Raw genomic sequence first — 18,040 nt, 5'->3', positions numbered from 1 at the left:
ATTTGGCCATGGTGTGCCTGGCTTCCCGGCCTGCGCTGGTGACGGGGATGGCTGGCATTACTGCGTCGTCCCCGCGCAGGCGGGGACCCAGGTGCGCAACAAGTCAGGAAGTCGTAGGTTCGACCGCAGCGCAGCTCAAGGAACCAAACACAGTGGAAACATCCCGCCAGATATAGATCAATGCTTTCCCTGAACCTTGCCTGTATACCTCCCCTCCAAGACTTATCTACGTCGCAATCGAGGTAACTCAATGCAAGTTCAAGTGAACAGCAACCATATCGAAGGTAGTGCCCGTCTCCAGGAGTGGGTTGGTTCGGCAGTCAGTGATCGACTGGAGCGATTTGACGATTTCCTCACCCGTATTGAAATTCACCTTAGCGATGAAAATGGCGCCAAAGCCGGGGCCGAAGACAAGCGCTGCCAGATTGAAGCGCGGCCTAAAGGCCATCAGCCGGTTTCCGTTACCCATAAAGCCGAATCCCTCGACCTGGCTGTTGAAGGTGCCGCCGAAAAAATGCGCCACGCCCTGGAGCACCTGATGGGCCGGCTGGATGCGAAAACCGTTTCCACCGGCCATCTGCCCACCATTGAGGACGAAGAGCCTGGCGAAGACACCGACGCGTTGCTGCAAGAAGACTTCCTTGCCAAGCAGGAAGCGCTCGGCAAAGACTGATAGCGCTGCATAAAAAAACCGCCCTCATGGGGCGGTTTTTTATTGGATCGGATTCAGCAAGGCCAAATCAACGCTCCAACATTTGCTTCACTTGGGTCTGTGGAATCTGTTGCGAGTTGCCATCGGCATCCTCGTATTCCAGCAGGCCGGTTTCTTCATCCAGCTCAGGCTTGCCTTGGGTGTTGATCATCTGGCCATCGTTAGTGGTGATGATGTAATCGCTGGAGCAACCAGCAAGGGTCAACACGCAGCAGGCAGCAAATATCCACTTTTTCATAGTCGTTCTCCTATAGGGGTACCTAGAGAAACAGACCGACCCCCATAAAAAACGATCCATATATTTTTCCCAGAGCACGTCACAGGGTGTGCTGCGCCCACCACGCGTCATCCGCGTGTTCGCCATGGTGCGCACAGCACAGCCCTAGGGTTAGGCCACTAGGCCTCGATTAAGTAAATCCGGGCCGGCCTGGGTTTGCTGATAAACCGAAATTGCCTGGGTGGCGACTCGGGTCGTCACTTGGTTGGGATCAAGACCAAACGCTTGCGGATTGTTATTCACCTCAAGCTGCTGACGCGCCAGGTTCTCGGCCGAGAGCGGATTGTTGAGGTCATCCTGCTGGGCGTTAAATGCGTCCAGTCGTGCCTGCTCAAGCTGTTCCTGCAAGTCTTCAATCTGCTGCTGACGTGCTTCACGCAGTTCCAGCTGACGTTGCTCACGCACGTCTTGCTGTTCCTGGGCACGCAGCGCTCGTTGTTCTTGCAGTTCCTGCTGACGGGCACGGGCCGCTTCGCTATTAGCTGCCAACCGCTCCGCTAGGGAGGTGCTGGTGGTGGCCTGTGTCGCTTCGGTTCGCAGGTTATTTCGTGCCAGCGGTGTGCTGGTGATATAGGCGTTGTTTACGCTGTCGATGGCAAGGGGCATAAGGTTCTCCCTGGATTTATGGCCCGGGATTGACAGTGTAAGTGCCCTGGAGGCCGCGTCTTAGGCGGATGTGGCATATCGGTACAAAGCAGATGGTCTAGAACTTTTTCGCGGCGTTGTTGACCCGCAACCATCCCAATCGTGCGCCGCTACGCTTGATTGACCATGCTTAAAGGGCTGTGGCGAATTGCTAAGTAAGTCGGGCTAATTGGCCTTTGCGCCAGGTTGTTGCTGCCCCGAGCTAAACCGCAGAGGTGAAAACCCGACGAACGTAGCCCTTGGTTAATCATCTGGCTGGCCAATCAGCATGATTTGCTCCACCAACCATTGCAGCGCCGGGTCGCGCAGCCGCTGGCCGAGGTGGACGATTTCCAGGTGAAACGGCCCCAACGCAAACGGCAGCTCATACAAACGCAACGGCAGCAGTTGAGCAAAGTGTTGGGCGAGCTGACTGGGCAACACCGCCGCCAATTCGCTGGTGGCAACGATATGCGCCGCTTGCAGGTAGTTGGGTGTGGTGTAGGTGATGGTGCGGCTAAGCCCTTGCTCGGTCAGCCATTGATCGACCATGCCGCGCGTTTGCCCGCCATGTACCCATAAATGACTCAGTGCCAGAAAACGCGGCAGATCCAACTCCCCAGGCAATAGCCCGTGGCCTTCGCGCACGGCCAGCAATAGCGTTTCGCTCATCCAATGCCGGCGGGCAAAACGTGGCGGAATTTCCTCAAAACGCCCTAGCACCAAATCCAACTCGCCTTTATCCAGCGCATCGCCAGGCAAGCTCGGGCTTAGGTGATGGATGTCGATGCGAATGCCGGGCGCCAGGCGGCTAAGCTGCTCGATCAGGCGCGGCATACAGATCAGCTCAACGTAGTCGGTCACCGCTATCTTGAACTGCTGTTTGCTATGGGCCGGGTCGAATACTTCGCCAGCGCTCAGGCTCTGCTCAATCTGTTGCAGTGCCGCCCGAATCGGCCCGGCCAAGGCCTGGGCGCGCGGGGTCGGTTGCATGGCGCGGCCGACTCTTACCAGCAACGGATCATCCAGTAGCACCCGCAGGCGATTAAGCGCATTACTGACTGCCGGCTGGCTTAGGGACAGGCGTTCCGCCGCGCGGGAAACATTGCATTCGCGTAGCAGGGCATCGAGTACGCGCAGCAAATTGAGGTCGAAGGTGGAGATATTCATTGGGTGAATGCCAAATATCACAAGACTAAATTTCAAAAATAGTAGCGCTTTACTTATGGTGTCTGGCGTTTTTTGCATTTGCCCGCTTGCTGGCCAGCCCACAAATAAGGAGTCCAAGATGACCCAAAGCAGCTTTGATATTCAGCGCGCCGCCGTAATCGGCGCCGGCACCATGGGCCGCGGCATCGTTATGAGCCTAGCCAATGCCGGCATTCAGGTGCTGTGGCTGGACAACAATGCGCAGATGCTTGAGCAAGCCATGACCGTGGTGGCCGATACCAACGCCCATAACGTCAAGCTGGGGCGTATCACGGCTGAAGATTCCATCGCCCGCCTGGCCTGCGTCACCCCGGTTAGCGACTACGCCGCCCTCGCCGAAGTCGATCTGGTGATCGAAGCGGTGTACGAAAGCCTCGAACTCAAGCAGCAAATTTTCCGCACCCTGGACACCACCGTTAAACAGGGCGCCATTCTCGCCAGCAACACCTCGGCGTTGGATATCGACGCCATCGCCAACGTCACCCAGCGCCCCGAACACGTGCTTGGCCTGCACTTCTTCAGCCCCGCGCACATCATGAAGTTGCTCGAAATCGTCCGCGGCGAAAAGACCGCCAAGGCAGTGTTGGAGGCGGCCGTGGCCTTGGGCAAACGCATCGGCAAAGTCAGCGTGGTGGCGGGCAACTGCGACGGCTTTATCGGCAATCGCATGCTGCATACCTATGTGCAGGAAGCGCGCATGCTGCTGCTCGAAGGGGCTTATCCCCATGAGGTGGACGCCGCGTTGCAAGGTTTTGGTTTTGCCATGGGCCCGTTCCGTATGTACGACGTAGTCGGCATCGACCTCGAATGGCGTGCCCGTGAGCTGGCCGGCAAGGGCCAGAACGAGCCCGCCGTGCAGGTCGACAATCGCCTGTGCGAGCTGGGCCGCTTTGGTCAGAAAGCGCGTATGGGCTATTACCGTTACGCCGAAGGCAGCCGCCAAGCCGAGCACGACCCGGAAGTGGATGCGCTGGTGCTGCAGGTATCCGAGCAACTGGGCTTTACCCGTCGCTCGATCGGCCCGGAAGAAATCCTCGAACGCTGCCTGCTGGCACTGGTGAACGAGGGGGCAAAAATCCTCGAGGAAAATATCGCTGCCACTAGCCATGACATCGACCTGGTGTACCTCAACGGCTACGGCTTCCCGAAAGACAAAGACGGCCCCATGGGCTGGGCCGATAACCAGGGCGTAAATAACATCCTGGACCGCCTGCACCGCCTGAAAAACCAATTCGGCGTGCATTGGCAGCCAGCGGCTTTGATCGAACAACTCGCGGCCAGCGGCAAACGCTTTGCCGACGTTAAAGAGGGTCAGCTATGAGCTACCAAGCCCCCCTGCGCGATATGCGCTTTGTACTGCACGAAATGTTCGATGTCGGCGCCCACTGTGAGCTGCTCGACAATGGCCTGGACCGCGAGCTGGTCGACGGCGTGCTGGAAGAAGCCGCGCGCTACACCGCTGAAGTGGTGGCGCCGCTTAACCGTGGCAGCGATGAAGAGGGCGTCAGCCTGGTCAATGGCCAAGTGACCACGCCCACGGGCTTTCGCGATGCCTATCAGCAATACGTGGATAACGGCTGGGCCAGCATGACCGGCCCAACCCAATACGGCGGCCAGGGCTTCCCGCAGATGGTTGCCGCCAGCTTCCATGAAATGCTGATGGCTGCCAGCTTGTCGTTCCGGGTGTATTCCGGCCTCACCGAAGGCGCGGTGCTGGCGCTGTATAAGCACGGCAGCGAAGAGCTGAAAAATGCCTACCTGGGCAAGATGGTCAGCGGCTCCTGGACCGGCACCATGTGCCTCACCGAGCCGCAGGCCGGCACCGACCTGGCGCTGCTGCGCAGCAAGGCCGAGCCGCAAGCCGATGGCAGTTACGCCGTCACCGGTAGCAAGATTTTTATCAGCGGCGGCGAGCAGGACATGTCCGAGAACATCGTCCACCTGGTATTGGCGCGCTTGCCCGATGCACCGGCTGGAGTGAAGGGCATCAGCCTGTTCCTGGTGCCGAAATACATGGCCAAGGCCAACGGTGCGCCGGGCGAGAAAAACACCCTGAGCTGTGGCGCCATCGAACACAAGATGGGCATCAAAGGCGCGGCCACCTGCGTGATGAACTTTGACGGCGCCAAAGGCTGGCTGATTGGTTCGGCCAACCAGGGCTTGGCCTGTATGTTCACCATGATGAACGACGCGCGCTTTCAGGTTGGCTTGCAAGGTTTGGGCGTTGCCGAACGCGCCTACCAAGGCGCGCTGACGTATGCCCGCGAGCGTTTGCAATCGCGCGCGCTCACCGGCCCGGCAGCGCCGGAAAAAGCCGCTGACCCGATCATCGTTCACCCCGACGTGCGCCGTATGTTGCTGACGCAGAAAACCCTGGTGGAAGGCAGCCGCATGCTCTCGGCCTATACCGCGCGCCAGCTCGACCTGGAACACGGTCACCCGGACCCGGCCGAGCGCAAGGTGGCCGGCAAACGCGTGGCGCTGCTAATCCCCATCGTGAAGTCGTTTTTCACCGACATGGGCCAGGAAGTGGCCAGCCTTGGCGTGCAGATCTACGGCGGCCACGGCTATATCCGCGAGTGGGGCATGGAGCAGCTGATGCGCGATAGCCGCATCACGCAGATCTACGAAGGCACCAACGGCATTCAGGCGCTGGACTTTATCCGCCGCAAACTGATGGGTGATGGCGGCGCCGAGCTCAACGCCCTGCAAGACGAATTCGCTGCCCTGTGCGAAGCGCAAGCCCACCGCAGCGAACTGAGTGAGCTGGTGCAGCCGCTGCAAGAACGCCTGCACGAATGGCGCGACCTGACCCGCCAAGTGCTGGAGGCCGCCAACCGCGACCCGCAGGAAATCGGCGCTTGCTCGGTGGACTTCCTGCAATACAGCTCCTACCTGCTGCTCGCCGGTCTGTGGCTGCAAGCGGCAGCGCGGGCGCAGGATGCGCTGGATGCTGGCACAGGTGAGGCTGACTTCTACCAAGCCAAGCTGATTAGCGCGTTGTTCTATATGCGCCGCGTATTGCCGCGGGTGAGTAGCCACCGCGAGATGCTGTTGGGTGGGGCGGATTGTTTGATGGCGTTGCCGGAGGCGCATTTCGCGTTTTGATGGGAAATAGAGGTATCAGCCGAAACTCTGGATGCCCGCCTGCGCGGGAACGACGGTGACAGGTTCTGAGCTACCGTCGTCCCCGCGCAGGCGGGGACCCAGAATCTTTCAGGACAATCCAGAAGTCCCATAACAATAAAAAGAGGGTGCCGATTGAAAACCGTTTTTCGCGTTTTACTGGCCCTGCTGGCCATTGCCGCTGGCCTCTACGCCTACTTTGTCTACGCCCCCAAGCCGGTGCAGCCAACCCTGAGCGCCAGCCTGCAAACCGAGCATATCCAAGTCGGCGCGCTGGACCGTCAGTACAGCTACTACATTCCGAAAAACCTGCCGGCCAATGCGCCTTTGCTATTTGTGTTGCATGGCTCACTGCAAACCAGTGAGGACATCCGCCGTTTTACCGGCTACGAGTACGAACGCCTGGCCGATGCCCATGGCTTTGCCGTGGTCTACCCCCAGGGCTTTGAGAACAACTGGAACGACTGCCGCAAGGTCGCCGACTATGCCGCGCGTAAGCAGAACATTGACGACAAGGGCTTTATCCGCGCCTTGATCCAGCGTTTTGCTGAACAGCAGCACACTGACAGCGCGAGGGTGTTTCTCACCGGTTATTCCAGCGGCGGCCACCTGGGTTTTCGCTTCGCTTTGGAGGAGCCTGGGTTGCTGGCGGGTATAGCGCCGGTCGCGGCGAATTTGCCGACGGCGGATAACCTCGACTGCAAGGCTTCCGGGCAGCCCGCTTCGGTGCTGGTGGTCAATGGCAGCGATGATCCGATCAATCCGTATAACGGTGGCGTGGTCACCCTGTTTGGCCTGGGCAATCGTGGCACCGTGCGTTCGGCCGCCGAGACGGCGGGTTACTTCGCCGCTCTATCGGGTTACCCGGCCAATGCCGCCACCCGTCAGGAACCCAGCCCATCGGTGCGTTTCGAACAATGGCGGGCCGCCGGTAAACACGAGGTGGGCCTCTACACCGTTGTCGGTGGCGGCCACCTGATTCCGCAAGCCATTTACCGAGCGCCGCGCATGCTCGGCAAAACCGTTGCTGGCTTTAATGCGCCTGAAGCCATCTGGGCGTTTTTTGCTCGCCAGCAGCCTTGAACACACGTTTACCTGAGGAGATCGCCATGCATCCGTTCAGCTTTGCAACCACCGCACAGATCATCTGCGAATCCGGTTCTGCCCGCCGCCTGGCTGCTTTGTGCCGCGAGCGCGGCGCCAGTTCGGTGCTGATTGTCACCGACCCTGGTATCACCAAGTTCGGCCTGCTTAACGAGGTGCTGCCGGGCTTTAGCGATGAAGGCCTGAGTGTCGCGGTGTTCGACCAAGTGGTGGCCGACCCGCCCGAAGCCATCGTGCTCAAGGCCGTGACCCAAGCCCGCGAGTTGCACGCGCAGTTGATCATCGGCTTTGGCGGCGGCAGTTCGATGGACGTCGCCAAGCTGGTGGCGCTGCTGGCCCATCCCGCGTGCAAACAGGAGCTGAAAGATATCTACGGCGTGGGCAATGCCAAGGGCCAGCGCTTGCCACTGATTCAGGTGCCAACCACCGCTGGCACCGGCTCGGAAGTCACCCAGATCGCCATTATCACCACCGGCGAAACCACCAAAATGGGCGTGGTGTCGCCGCTGCTGCTGCCCGACCTGGCGCTGCTGGATGCCGACCTGACCTTGGGCCTGCCGCCTGCTGTAACCGCCGCTACCGGCATCGACGCCATGGTGCATGCCATTGAGTCTTACACCAGCGCGTTAAAGAAAAATCCGCTGTCGGATTTGCTCGCGCGCGAAGCCTTGCGCCTGCTTGCCGCCAACCTGCATGAAGCCGTGCACAACGGTCAGAACCGCAGCGCGCGACAAGCCATGCTGTTGGGCGCCTTGCTCGCGGGGCAAGCGTTTGCCAACGCGCCCGTGGCGGCGGTGCATGCGCTGGCCTATCCCTTGGGCGGGCATTTTCATATTCCCCATGGCCTGAGCAATGCGCTGGTGCTGCCCCATGTGCTGCGCTTCAATGCCTCGGCGGCCAACGCCTTGTACGCCGAACTGGCGCCGCTGCTGCTGGGCGACAAACTGCGGGCTGGCGATGCGCAAAGCCTGACTGAACAATTTATTGCCGAGCTGTCGGCGCTTAACGAACGCCATGGTTTGCCCAGCCGTTTGCGTGATGCCGGTGTGCCGCAAGACATGCTCGCCAAGCTGGCCAGCGACGCCATGCTGCAACAGCGCCTGCTGGTGAATAACCCACGCGAAGTAACCGAAGCCGATGCCTTGGCGATCTACCAGGCTGCTTATTAATCCTGGGGTGTGCTGTGCTCACCAGCGCGCCAGTCGTGCTAGCGCTGGTGCGCACAGCGCACCCTACGAGTCATTCATTCCTTTACAAAGCGAACGCCCATGACCGGCCGCCAACACTTGCGCAGCGACTACGTCCACTTCCAGCCGATTACCACGCGCTGGCATGACAACGACGTCTATGGCCACGTCAACAACGTCACCTACTACAGCTTTTTTGACAGCGCGGTGAACACCTACCTGATCGAAGTGGGTGGCCTGGATATCCACAGCGGTGCGGTGGTGGGTTTTGTCGTCAGCTCGTCTTGCGACTACTTCGCTTCCATCGCCTTTCCCGAACGCATCGACATCGGCCTGCGGGTCGGCAAGTTGGGCAATAGCTCGGTGCAGTATGAGTTGGCGGTGTTTAAGACCGGCGAAGAAGAAGCCTGTGCGGCGGGGCGCTTTGTCCACGTATTTGTGGATCGCGAAAGCAATCGCCCGGTAAGCATTCCGGATGGCTTGCGCCAAGCGCTGAGCGACCTCGTCCGCTAGGGGTTAGCGATCGCGAACGGTGTGCGCACCGGCAATACGCCAAGCAAAAAAAACCGCCCTACAGGGCGGTTTTTTTATTCAATCGTGACGACGGTGTTTGTTCTTCTTGTGGCCGTAGTGATGGCCATTGTCGTGGCGATAGTTACGGCGCTTGCCGTGGCTTTCGCGCTCGTCATCGGCGCGGCTGGCGCTGCCGTAGTTGTTACCCAGCGCGCCACCGGCTGCGCCGCCCAGGCCCGCACCGATCACGCCGCCGGTGCTGCCGCCGACCTTGTTACCGATAACGTTGCCGCCCGCGGCGCCCAAGCCGCCGCCGATGGCCGCCTCGGTTTTATTACCCTTACGTGCGCCAACCGCGGCGCCACCTGCACCACCCACACCAGCACCAATCGCCGCACCGGTGGAACCGCCGACCTGTTCACCCACCACCGAGCCCAGCACACCACCAAGGGCGCCACCCACGCCCGCAGGCAGGTTGCCCTCAGCGGCAAACGCCTGGCTGGCAAATAGAACGGAACACATCAGCAGGGAGGAATACTTCATAAAGGCCAAACCTGTGTAAGAGAGACGGCGCGATCGTGTATCGGCGCCGGTACACACACAAGGCCTAATCGACGGCTGGTAGCGCTTCGCTCACATTCTCTAAATATATGTTTTTAGGCGGAAACTTTTGAATTTTGACCGAGGTCTGAAGCTTCTTGGCAGCCTGGTGCATGAGCTGTGCGCAGTGGCGATTGACGTGTCACTGCACCCCCCTAAGGTTATCTGCCAGAATCGCCTGCACTTCCCCCCGCCAAGGAGCCGGCATGAACGCCGAACAGGCACAGCAACGACTCGGTCAGATCGAAGCGTTTCGTTTGGAGCTCAAGCAGCTGCAAGCCGAAAACGTTCTGACCCTCGCCCCCGAGCAACGTCAGCAGGTTGATGAGCATCATCGGCAACTGCTGCAGCACTTTTCCACCACCCTGAATATCGACGCCGACGAGCGCTCGCGGCAGCTCTCACTCGGTATGCGCGCGGCTTCGTTTTTTGGTGCGCTGGCGTTGGCGGCCAGTCTGTTTTTTCTGTTCCACCAGTTCTGGGGCATGTTTAGCGAAACCGTGCAGGTGGCGATTCTGCTTGGCACCACGCTCAGCACCTTCGCGCTGACTGTATGGCTGCATGGCCACGACCGCTCCGGCTATTACACCAAGCTGGCGGCGCTTTTGTGTTTTGTCGCCTTTGTGCTCAACCTGTCGTTGGCCGGGCAGATCTTCAATATCACCCCCTCTGACAAAGCCTTGATTCCCTGGGGCATGCTCGCGTTTCTGTTGGCCTATCAATGCAACCTGCGCCTGCTATTGGCGGCGGGGCTGATCTGTGTGGGCGGTTATATCGCCGCGCGGGTGGGGGCGTTTGGGGGCGGTTACTGGCTGTCGGTGGGCGATCGACCGGAGAACTTCTTTCCGTCGGCCATCGTGCTGTTCTGCTTGCCGCTGGTGCTCAACCACGCGCGTTTTCCCGGCTTTGCGGCGCTGTACCGCGTGTTTGCCCTGCTGTTTATCTTCTTCCCGGTGCTGGTGTTGTCGTTCTGGGGCGAGGGCAGCTACCTGGCGCTCGACGGCAAAACTGTGGAGTCGCTGTACCAATACTTAGGCTTTGTCATTGCTGGCCTGGGCGTGTGGCTGGGTATCCGTCGCGGCTGGCGTGAGGTAAGTACCACCAGCACGGTATTTGGCGTGTTGTTTCTGTACACCAAGCTGTTTGATTGGTGGTGGGAGGCCTTGCCCAAGTACCTGTTCTTCCTCGCCATCGGTGTTATCGCCGTGTTGCTGCTGGTGTTGATGCAACGCCTGCGTAAATACGCCGTCAAGGCCACGCAGGTGACGCCATGAGCCCGTTAAAGCGAACCTTTTGGCTCGGTGCTGGGCTGATTCTGCTGACCAATGCGGTGGCGCTCGGTGGTGTGTATTACAACCGCAGCGGCGAGCCAGCCAGTGTGTTGACGCTCTCTGAACGTGAGCTAACGGTGGCGTATCGCGGCTTTCTGGATGACAGCGACTACGCCAGCCGCGTGTTGCGTTTGGATTGGCGGGTGGCGGATGGCTGGGTTACCGCCGACAAGCTACGGGCGCTGGGCTTTACCGTGCCCGACGACAGCCAGACCTATTGGCGCCACCGCGAAGAGCGCGAAGGCTTGGTGGTGCTGGAGCTGGATGGCCCCTATTACCAGGCGCAGTTGAAAGCGGCACAGGCGGCCTTGGCAAGCAGCCAACAAGCAGCGTTAGCGGCACCGGATGATGCCAAAGCCAAGGTGGCAATGGACGATGCCGACTACGAACTGCAGCGCCTGAGCGCCATCACCACGCGCCTGTATGTGGTCGATGCCGGGTTGGACGCCGCCAGCTTACGCGAGCGTTATGCGGATACCGCGCATTACGCGATAGCGCGTGCCGGCTTGCGCGTGGGTACGCGCTATTACGACGAAAGTGATCGCGGCAATGACTATTCCCTGTATGCCGACCTCAACGAACTGAACGTACCCAGTCAGTGGAGTGAGGTGTTTCGCGAGTGGCCGCTATATGGGCGCGATGCAGAAGACCGGAGCAAGGTGCGGGTAGCGCTGGCCTTCGGCAAACGCTTTGAGCCTTGGGTGATTAGGGCCGAGAAGGTCGAGTAGAACGCGGTTTGTGCCTGTACCGATGCTCCCGTCGTTCCCGCGAAGGCGGGGACCCAGGATGGAGCTATGAATGAGGTTTCCTGCTCTACTCTGGGTCCCCGCCTTCGCGGGGACGACGGTGGCGGGGTGAGCGATTCGTCCGTCTACACCCTGTTGCCCACAGCCCTAGATAATCCGCCCGTTATCCCGCGCCGCTTCAAAGCGAATGGCGACAAACTTCGAGGTCGGCGTATAGCTGCCATCGCCCACGCTTTCCAGCGGCACCAAGGGGTTGGTTTCCGGGTAGTAAGCGGCGGCCTGCCCAGCCGGAATGTCGAAGGCCAGCAGAGTAAAGCCCTTGATACGCCGCTCACGGCCATCGCCCCATAACGACAACACATCGACCTTCTGCCCCGGTTTATAACCCAGGCGGATGATGTCGGCTTCGTTGGCGAAGATCACATCGCGCTGGCCTTTCACGCCGCGGTAACGGTCGTCGAGGCCGTAGATGGTGGTGTTGTATTGGTCGTGGGAACGCATGGTTTGCATGATCAGGTCCGGCACTTCACCGCGAGCGCGAATGCCTTCGTGGATCAGGTCTACCGGCAGTTGATTGGCCTTGAAGTTGGCCAGGCCGGAGGCGGTATTCCAGCGCCGTTGCCCCGCCGCGTTACCTAAGTAGAAGCCACCTTCTTCGCGGGCGCGTTGGTTAAAGCCTTGGAAGCCTGGCACCACGTCGGCGATCAGTTCGCGGATGCGGTCGTAGTCTTCGATCAGCCACTGCCAGTTCACCGGTTTGTTACCCAGGGTCGCTGCGGCGATACCGGCGACAATCGCCGGCTCCGAGCGCATCTGTTTGCTCAGCGGCTGCAACTGGCCGTTGGAGGCGTGGACCATGCTGAACGAGTCTTCCACGGTCACGGCTTGCGGGCCGTTGGCTTGTTTGTCGATATCGGTGCGGCCCAGGCACGGCAGAATCAGCGCCTGTTTGCCCAGGGTTAAGTGACTACGGTTGAGCTTGGTGCTGATTTGTACAGTGAGGTCGCAGTTTTGCAGCGCCTGGTGGGCGCGCGGGGTGTCTGGCGTGGCTTGGGCGAAGTTGCCGCCCAGGCCGATAAACACTTTGGCTTGGCCGTCGAGCATGGCGTGAATGGCTTCAACGGTGTTGTGGCCAAATTCGCGCGGTACTTTAAAGTCAAAACGGCGCTCCAGCGCATCAAGGAAAAACGCCGGCGGGCGGTCGTTGATGCCCATGGTGCGGTCGCCCTGCACGTTGCTGTGCCCACGTACCGGGCACAGGCCGGCGCCGGGCTTGCCGATGTTGCCGCGCAGCAACATCAGGTTGGCGATTTCCTGAATGGTTGGCACCGAGTGGCGATGCTGGGTCACACCCATGGCCCAGCACATAATCACGCGTTCGGCATTGCGGTAGATATGCGCCATCTGCTCAATCTCGGCTTTGCTCAGGCCGGATTGCTCGACGATCTGCTCCCAACTGGTGGCTTCAACCACGTCCAGATAAGCCTCAACCTGGGTGGTGTGCTGGGCGATAAAGGTGTGGTCGAACACCGTCGACTTGCCTTTGGCCTGGGCTTCCCGATCCCACTTCAGCAGAAACTTGGCCATGCCGCGCAGGGCCGCCATATCGCCACCCAGGGCCGGGCGGAAAAACGTAGTGCTGGTCGGGCGGTCGCCGTTGCTGAGCATTTCAATCGGGTGCTGCGGATGCTGGAAACGCTCCAGGCCGCGCTCTTTCAGCGGGTTTAAACACACCACCTGGGCACCACGTTTTACCGCCTCACGTAGCGGCTCGAGCATGCGCGGGTGGTTGGTGCCGGGGTTCTGGCCGATCACAAAAATGGCTTCGGCATGTTCAAAATCGTCGAAGGTCACTGTGCCTTTGCCGACCCCAACGCTTTGCCCCAACGCCACACCGCTGGCTTCGTGGCACATGTTCGAACAGTCGGGAAAGTTGTTGGTGCCGTAGGCGCGCACGAACAATTGATAGAGAAAGGCGGCCTCGTTACTGGCCCGGCCGGAGGTGTAGAACTCGGCTTGGTTCGGGCTGGCCAGGGCGTTGAGGTGGCCTGCGATCAGCTCGAAGGCGGCGTCCCAGCTAATCGGTTTGTAGTGGTCGCTGACCGGGTCGTAGGCCATCGGTTCGGTCAGTCGGCCTTGGTATTCCAGCCAATAGTCGCTTTGCTCGCGTAGGGTGCTGACGCTGTGTTTGGCAAAAAAGGCGGCGTCAACGCGGCGCTTGGTGGCTTCCCAGTTAACGGCCTTGGCGCCGTTCTCGCAGAACTTGACCATGCCACTTTCTGCCGATTCACCCCAAGCGCAGCCGGGGCAGTCGAAGCCGCCGTGTTGGTTGGTTTTTAGCAGTGCACGGATGTTTTTCAGCGCGTTATCACTTTCCAGCCAGAAGTGCGCCACGCTTTTCAGCGCACCCCAGCCGCCCGCTGCGCCTTTGTACGGCTTGTAGCGTTGGGTTGGGTTCGGGTCGACGTGGTGGCTCATTATGGAAACTCCGGGCTGTAGACCCGCGGCGCATTTTTGTGCGGCAGGTGGATCAGATTGAGGTTGTGGCGGCGCGCCCATTGCACGGCCAGGCCGGTGGGCGCCGAGAGACTGACCAGGGTGGTGATGCCGGCACGCAGTACCTTCTGGATCAGTTCCAGGCTGCAGCGGCTGGTCACCAGAGCGAGGCCGCCGGTGGTGGAAATCTGCTGGCGGGTGAGGGCGCCGATCAGTTTGTCGAGCGCGTTGTGCCGCCCGATATCTTCGCGGCCCAGCAGCAACTCGCCTTGGTTATTCATAAACAGCGCGGCATGCACGGCGCCGCAGTGTTGGCCCAGGGGTTGGAAATCGTTGATACGCTCGCGCAGGCCAGCCAACCAGCTGGCGGGCGGTAAGGGCGCTTGAGTCAGAGCGGCGAGTTGCGGCAGCGCTTGCTCCACCGCTTCTACGCCACACAGGCCGCAACCGCTGGTGCCGGTCATTTGCCGACGTTGTTGCTTAAGGTTCCAAAAGGCGCGGCTGCTGATCTGCACCTCGGCCTGGCGGGCGGAGCCGCAGCCGCTGAGCTTGAGGTCATAAATCTCGTCGATGGACTCGACAATGCCGCTGCCCAAGCTAAAGCCGATGACAAAATCTTCAAGATCATTGGGTGACACCAGCATCACCGCCTGGCTGATGCCGTTAAACGCGATGGCCAGCGCGACTTCTTCAGCGAGCTCGGCAGGGGCGGCCACGCTGTGCTCCAGCTCATAAAAGCTGTAACGCTGGCTGGCTTGAAGCAGGGCGTTATCGACAGCGCCGGCATCGGCCGACGCCAGGGGTTGGCGCTTGGCGTTCATTATCGTCACCGAGTTGCACGAGGTTCGGTTGATCGTTATTTGAACAGGTTAGGCCGGTTGGGTGATGACGTCTAATCGTCAGTGCTGATGCGGTGATAGATGGCGTCGATGATGGGTGCGCGCACGCCCTCTACGACTCGAGCAACATCGCGCCGGCTTCCTGAAAGCAGGCTTCGGCCAGCGAGGAGCGCGGCGCGCTACGACGCATGATCAGGCCCAGCGGGGCGAGGGTTTGGGCGTCTTCGATGGGTTGCAGCTTAAGGTGTTTGGCCAGCATATCGAGGCCGCCATAGAGCGGCATGATCGCGCAGCACAGGCCGCCGTGAACGGCTTGAACCAACTGATGCACCACATCGGTCTCCAGCAGCGGCGTTGGCGTCAGGCCACGGCTACGGAAGTTGTGGTTGATCGATTGGCGAAAATGCATGCCGCTGGAAAGCATGCCCAACGGCAGGTTGATCAGCGCTTCCCAGGTCAGTTCGGCCGCTTCAAAACGGAAAAAACGCTGGTCATACAGCAGGCCCATGCGGGTTTGCATCAGGTTAAGGCTGTCGAAGTGCTCGGCGTTCAGGCGGTCGAGGTAGGACACGCCGAGGTCCAGGCGATTGCTCGCCAACTGTTCAAGAATTTGCTCGGAGCTTAGCGCCGATAACTCAAAACGCAGGCTGGGGTGTTGCTGATGCAGGCGTTGCAGCAGCGGCATCGGGTCGTAGCTGGACAGCGGCACCACGCCCAAACGCAAGGTGCCGATCAAGCTGCCGCGACAGGCCGCCGCTTCCGCATTTAAGCCGTCATAGGCGGCAATCACGCTACGCGCCCAGGCCAGCACCCGCTCGCCAGATTCGGTAAAGCCTTCAAAGCGCTGACCACGCAGCACCAAGGGCAATTGCAGTTCTTCTTCCAGGCTGCGCAGGCGCATCGATAAGGTCGGCTGGGTGACATGGCAGCGCGCCGCCGCTTGACCAAAGTGGCGGGTTTCGTCGAGGGCGATCAGAAACTTTAGCTGCTTGATGTCCATCAGTCCGTCCTAAGCGCAGTGTTCAAAGCAGACCATCGATCAGCAGGCGGTAATCTTCCACCGCCGGGAATTCTTCCGTGTCTTTGGGGCCTTTGCGGCTATCCGGCTCGCGCACCGCCAGCAGCTGGGCGACGCCGTACTCACGGGCGCTGCGCAATATCGGCAGGCTGTCGTCGATAAACAGGCTGCGGCTCGGCTCAAAGGCAAAGTCCGCTTGCAGGGCGGCCCAGAAGTGCTGGTCTTCCTTGGGGTAACCATAGTCGTGGGAGCTGATCAGGCGATCGAAATAGGGCGCCAGTTCAATGCGCTCCATTTTCAGTGACAGCGAATCGCGGTGGGCATTGGTGATCAGCACCACGCGCTTGCCGGCCTGACGCAGGGCCACAAGAAATTTGTCGGCGTCCGGGCGCAGGGAAATCAGGTGGGCAACTTCTCGTTTCAATTCTCGAATGGGCAGGTTGAGCTGAGCGGTCCAGAAGTCGGTGCAGTACCAATTCAACTGTCCGGCATGCTCGCGAAACAGCGGCAGCATCTGCGCCTCGGCCTGTTCGCGGCTGAGGCCATGCACCTCGGCAAAGCGCTGTGGCAGGTGTTCGAGCCAGAAGTGGTTGTCGAAATGCAGGTCCAGCAGGGTGCCGTCCATGTCGAGCAGCACGGTGTCGATATCGGCCCAGGGCATTAAAGGCATGCAGCTCGCTCCGCAGAAAAAGGCGTGACAGGACGCGCAAAAGGCTGGCGATTGCGCCGTAAAGCGCAATCTGGCGCGGCGACAATCGGAAAAGCCGCGTTATGATAACCCGCCAGGTCATGCCAAGGAGCCGTCCCATGCGTCAGAAACCCACCGTCCTCAACCGCGAAATCGTGGCGAGCAGCCGCCTGTTTCGCGTTGAGGACTTGCAGCTGCGCTTTAGTAATGGCGTTGAGCGCACCTACGAGCGGTTAGTGGGCAAGGGCGCAGGCTATGGCGCGGTGATGGTCGTGGCGCTGGCTGACGACGAGCATGTGCTGCTGGTGGAGGAATACTGCGGCGGTACGGACGATTACCAGTTGTCGTGCCCCAAGGGCCTGATCGAACCAGGCGAAGACGTGCTAGATGCGGCCAACCGCGAACTCAAGGAAGAGGCGGGGTTTGGTGCACGTAAGTTGGAGCTGCTGACCGAGCTGTCGTTGTCGCCGGGCTATATGAGCCAGGTTATTCAAGTGGTGCTGGCCCGCGATCTGTACCCGGAAAGCTTGCCAGGCGACGAGCCCGAGCCGATGGGCGTCGAGCGGTTTAGCCTGCATGAGCTGTCGAGCCTGGCCCAGCATCCGCAATTCAGCGAAGGCCGCGCATTGGCCGCGTTGTACTTGGCCCGCGACCTGCTGACCCAGCGCGGCGAATTTACCCCGGCGCCGCGCCCATGAGTGTGTTGCCATTGATGGAGCAGGTGGTCGCCTTGGCGCGCGAAGCTGGCGCGGCGATTCTGCCGTACTGGCGCAGTGGCGTAGCGGTGACGGCCAAGGCCGATGATTCACCGGTAACCGCCGCCGACCTGGCCGCGCATCACATTTTGCTGGCTGGGTTGACCGCATTGGACCCAAGCATTCCGGTGTTATCCGAAGAAGCCGCCGATATCCCCTTAAGCGAGCGCGCGCAATGGACGCGGTGGTGGGTGGTCGACCCGTTGGATGGCACCAAAGAATTTATCAGCGGCAGCGATGAGTTCACCGTCAACGTTGCCCTGGTGGAAAACGGCAAGGTGCTGTTTGGCGTGGTCGGCATGCCCACCACTGGCCGCTATTTTTACGGCGGCGCGGGTATCGGTGCCTGGCGTTGTGACGCCCATGGTCAGCCGCAGGCCGTAAAGGTGCGCAACCAGCCGGAACAAGGCTTTACCGTGGTTGCCAGCCGCCGCCACTCCAGCCCTGAGCAAGAACAATTGCTTGCTGGGTTGGCGGTGCTGTTTGGTGATTTACAGTTGGTTAACGTCGGCAGCTCGCTGAAATTCTGCCTGCTGGCCGAAGGCGCAGCGGATTGTTACCCGCGCCTGGCGCCCACCTCGCAGTGGGACACCGCAGCGGCACAAGGCGTGCTGGAAGGAGCGGGTGGCGAGGTGCTGGATATTCAGGGTGAGGTGCTCACCTATGAAGCCCGTGAGTCTTTCCTTAATCCGTTCTTTTTGGCCTTGCCGGCGAATGCCAGTTGGCGTGGCGATTTGTTGCGGTTGGCTCGGGTGCTGGACCAACGCTTATGCTCGGCTGAAGATTCTGGGTCCCCGCCTGCGCGGGGACGACGG

Annotated in this window: 18 protein-coding genes; 10 read left to right on the top strand and 8 right to left on the bottom strand. The window is 60.4% G+C overall.

Going from position 1 to position 18,040, the window contains the following annotated elements; translation table 11 throughout:
• Positions 1 to 250 precede the first annotated feature (250 nt).
• The gene (locus tag AAAB16_RS13195; protein ID WP_340663736.1) at positions 251 to 673 is read left to right on the top strand and encodes an HPF/RaiA family ribosome-associated protein; all 423 of its coding nucleotides are present in this window, start codon (positions 251 to 253) and stop codon (positions 671 to 673) included.
• 67 nt (positions 674 to 740) lie between these two features.
• On the opposite strand, the gene AAAB16_RS13190 is transcribed toward AAAB16_RS13195, so the two are convergent.
• The 3 genes from AAAB16_RS13190 to AAAB16_RS13180 form a co-directional block, all read right to left on the bottom strand.
• Complete coding sequence (locus tag AAAB16_RS13190; protein ID WP_340663735.1) at positions 741 to 950, bottom strand: YgdI/YgdR family lipoprotein; 210 nt, start codon at positions 948 to 950, stop codon at positions 741 to 743.
• 150 nt (positions 951 to 1,100) lie between these two features.
• Positions 1,101 to 1,595 (bottom strand): hypothetical protein, encoded by a 495-nt coding sequence (locus AAAB16_RS13185; protein ID WP_340663734.1) that lies wholly within the window; start codon positions 1,593 to 1,595, stop codon positions 1,101 to 1,103.
• A gap of 282 nt (positions 1,596 to 1,877) precedes the next feature.
• The gene (locus AAAB16_RS13180) at positions 1,878 to 2,783 is read right to left on the bottom strand and encodes a LysR family transcriptional regulator (protein WP_340663733.1); all 906 of its coding nucleotides are present in this window, start codon (positions 2,781 to 2,783) and stop codon (positions 1,878 to 1,880) included.
• Between the two features lie 118 nt (positions 2,784 to 2,901).
• Here AAAB16_RS13180 and AAAB16_RS13175 point away from each other — a divergent pair, with 118 nt between their 5' ends.
• From AAAB16_RS13175 to AAAB16_RS13155, 5 genes are all read left to right on the top strand, one after another.
• Complete coding sequence (locus AAAB16_RS13175; protein WP_340663732.1) at positions 2,902 to 4,143, top strand: 3-hydroxyacyl-CoA dehydrogenase NAD-binding domain-containing protein; 1,242 nt, start codon at positions 2,902 to 2,904, stop codon at positions 4,141 to 4,143.
• Positions 4,140 to 5,930 (top strand): acyl-CoA dehydrogenase C-terminal domain-containing protein, encoded by a 1,791-nt coding sequence (locus AAAB16_RS13170; protein WP_340663731.1) that lies wholly within the window; start codon positions 4,140 to 4,142, stop codon positions 5,928 to 5,930. Before AAAB16_RS13175 ends, AAAB16_RS13170 begins: the two co-directional genes overlap by 4 nt.
• Before the next feature lie 153 nt (positions 5,931 to 6,083).
• Positions 6,084 to 7,031, top strand: a complete 948-nt coding sequence (locus AAAB16_RS13165) for a PHB depolymerase family esterase (protein ID WP_340663730.1) — start codon at positions 6,084 to 6,086, stop codon at positions 7,029 to 7,031.
• A 26-nt stretch (positions 7,032 to 7,057) separates the two neighbouring features.
• Complete coding sequence (locus tag AAAB16_RS13160; protein WP_340663729.1) at positions 7,058 to 8,221, top strand: iron-containing alcohol dehydrogenase; 1,164 nt, start codon at positions 7,058 to 7,060, stop codon at positions 8,219 to 8,221.
• A gap of 99 nt (positions 8,222 to 8,320) precedes the next feature.
• The gene (locus AAAB16_RS13155; RefSeq protein WP_340663728.1) at positions 8,321 to 8,752 is read left to right on the top strand and encodes a thioesterase family protein; all 432 of its coding nucleotides are present in this window, start codon (positions 8,321 to 8,323) and stop codon (positions 8,750 to 8,752) included.
• A gap of 78 nt (positions 8,753 to 8,830) precedes the next feature.
• On the opposite strand, the gene AAAB16_RS13150 is transcribed toward AAAB16_RS13155, so the two are convergent.
• Positions 8,831 to 9,295 (bottom strand): glycine zipper domain-containing protein, encoded by a 465-nt coding sequence (locus AAAB16_RS13150; RefSeq protein WP_340663727.1) that lies wholly within the window; start codon positions 9,293 to 9,295, stop codon positions 8,831 to 8,833.
• A 263-nt stretch (positions 9,296 to 9,558) separates the two neighbouring features.
• Between AAAB16_RS13150 and AAAB16_RS13145 the strand changes: the two genes are divergently transcribed.
• Both AAAB16_RS13145 and AAAB16_RS13140 read left to right on the top strand, forming a co-directional pair.
• Positions 9,559 to 10,626, top strand: coding sequence for a DUF2157 domain-containing protein (locus AAAB16_RS13145; protein ID WP_340663726.1), 1,068 nt, complete (start codon positions 9,559 to 9,561; stop codon positions 10,624 to 10,626).
• On the top strand, positions 10,623 to 11,411 hold the full coding sequence (locus tag AAAB16_RS13140; protein WP_340663725.1) for a DUF4824 family protein: 789 nt from the start codon (positions 10,623 to 10,625) through the stop codon (positions 11,409 to 11,411). The genes AAAB16_RS13145 and AAAB16_RS13140 overlap by 4 nt, the downstream gene beginning before the upstream one ends.
• 165 nt (positions 11,412 to 11,576) lie before the next feature.
• Here AAAB16_RS13140 and AAAB16_RS13135 read toward each other — a convergent pair whose 3' ends face one another.
• The 4 genes from AAAB16_RS13135 to yrfG all read right to left on the bottom strand — a co-directional run bounded on the left by AAAB16_RS13135 (position 11,577) and on the right by yrfG (position 16,452).
• Entirely contained in the window at positions 11,577 to 13,907 is a 2,331-nt protein-coding gene (locus tag AAAB16_RS13135; RefSeq protein ID WP_340663724.1) for an FdhF/YdeP family oxidoreductase, read from the bottom strand.
• The gene (gene fdhD, locus AAAB16_RS13130) at positions 13,907 to 14,746 is read right to left on the bottom strand and encodes a formate dehydrogenase accessory sulfurtransferase FdhD (RefSeq protein WP_340663723.1); all 840 of its coding nucleotides are present in this window, start codon (positions 14,744 to 14,746) and stop codon (positions 13,907 to 13,909) included. The genes AAAB16_RS13135 and fdhD overlap by 1 nt, the downstream gene beginning before the upstream one ends.
• A gap of 130 nt (positions 14,747 to 14,876) precedes the next feature.
• A complete protein-coding gene (locus AAAB16_RS13125; RefSeq protein ID WP_340663722.1) occupies positions 14,877 to 15,764 on the bottom strand; it encodes a LysR family transcriptional regulator in 888 nt (295 codons plus the stop codon).
• A gap of 22 nt (positions 15,765 to 15,786) precedes the next feature.
• On the bottom strand, positions 15,787 to 16,452 hold the full coding sequence (yrfG, locus tag AAAB16_RS13120; RefSeq protein ID WP_340663721.1) for a GMP/IMP nucleotidase: 666 nt from the start codon (positions 16,450 to 16,452) through the stop codon (positions 15,787 to 15,789).
• Positions 16,453 to 16,589: 137 nt separating this feature from the next.
• Here yrfG and nudE point away from each other — a divergent pair, with 137 nt between their 5' ends.
• Both nudE and cysQ read left to right on the top strand, forming a co-directional pair.
• Complete coding sequence (gene nudE, locus AAAB16_RS13115) at positions 16,590 to 17,168, top strand: ADP compounds hydrolase NudE (protein ID WP_340663720.1); 579 nt, start codon at positions 16,590 to 16,592, stop codon at positions 17,166 to 17,168.
• The coding region (gene cysQ / locus AAAB16_RS13110) for a 3'(2'),5'-bisphosphate nucleotidase CysQ (protein ID WP_340663719.1) at positions 17,165 to 18,040 on the top strand (876 nt) is incomplete at its 3' end. The genes nudE and cysQ, both read left to right, overlap by 4 nt.

This window comes from Pseudomonas sp. (genome assembly GCF_037994325.1).
GTDB lineage: Bacteria > Pseudomonadota > Gammaproteobacteria > Pseudomonadales > Pseudomonadaceae > Aquipseudomonas.
Note: the sequence above shows the minus strand (reverse complement) of the source record. Positions and strands in the feature narration are given on the sequence as shown.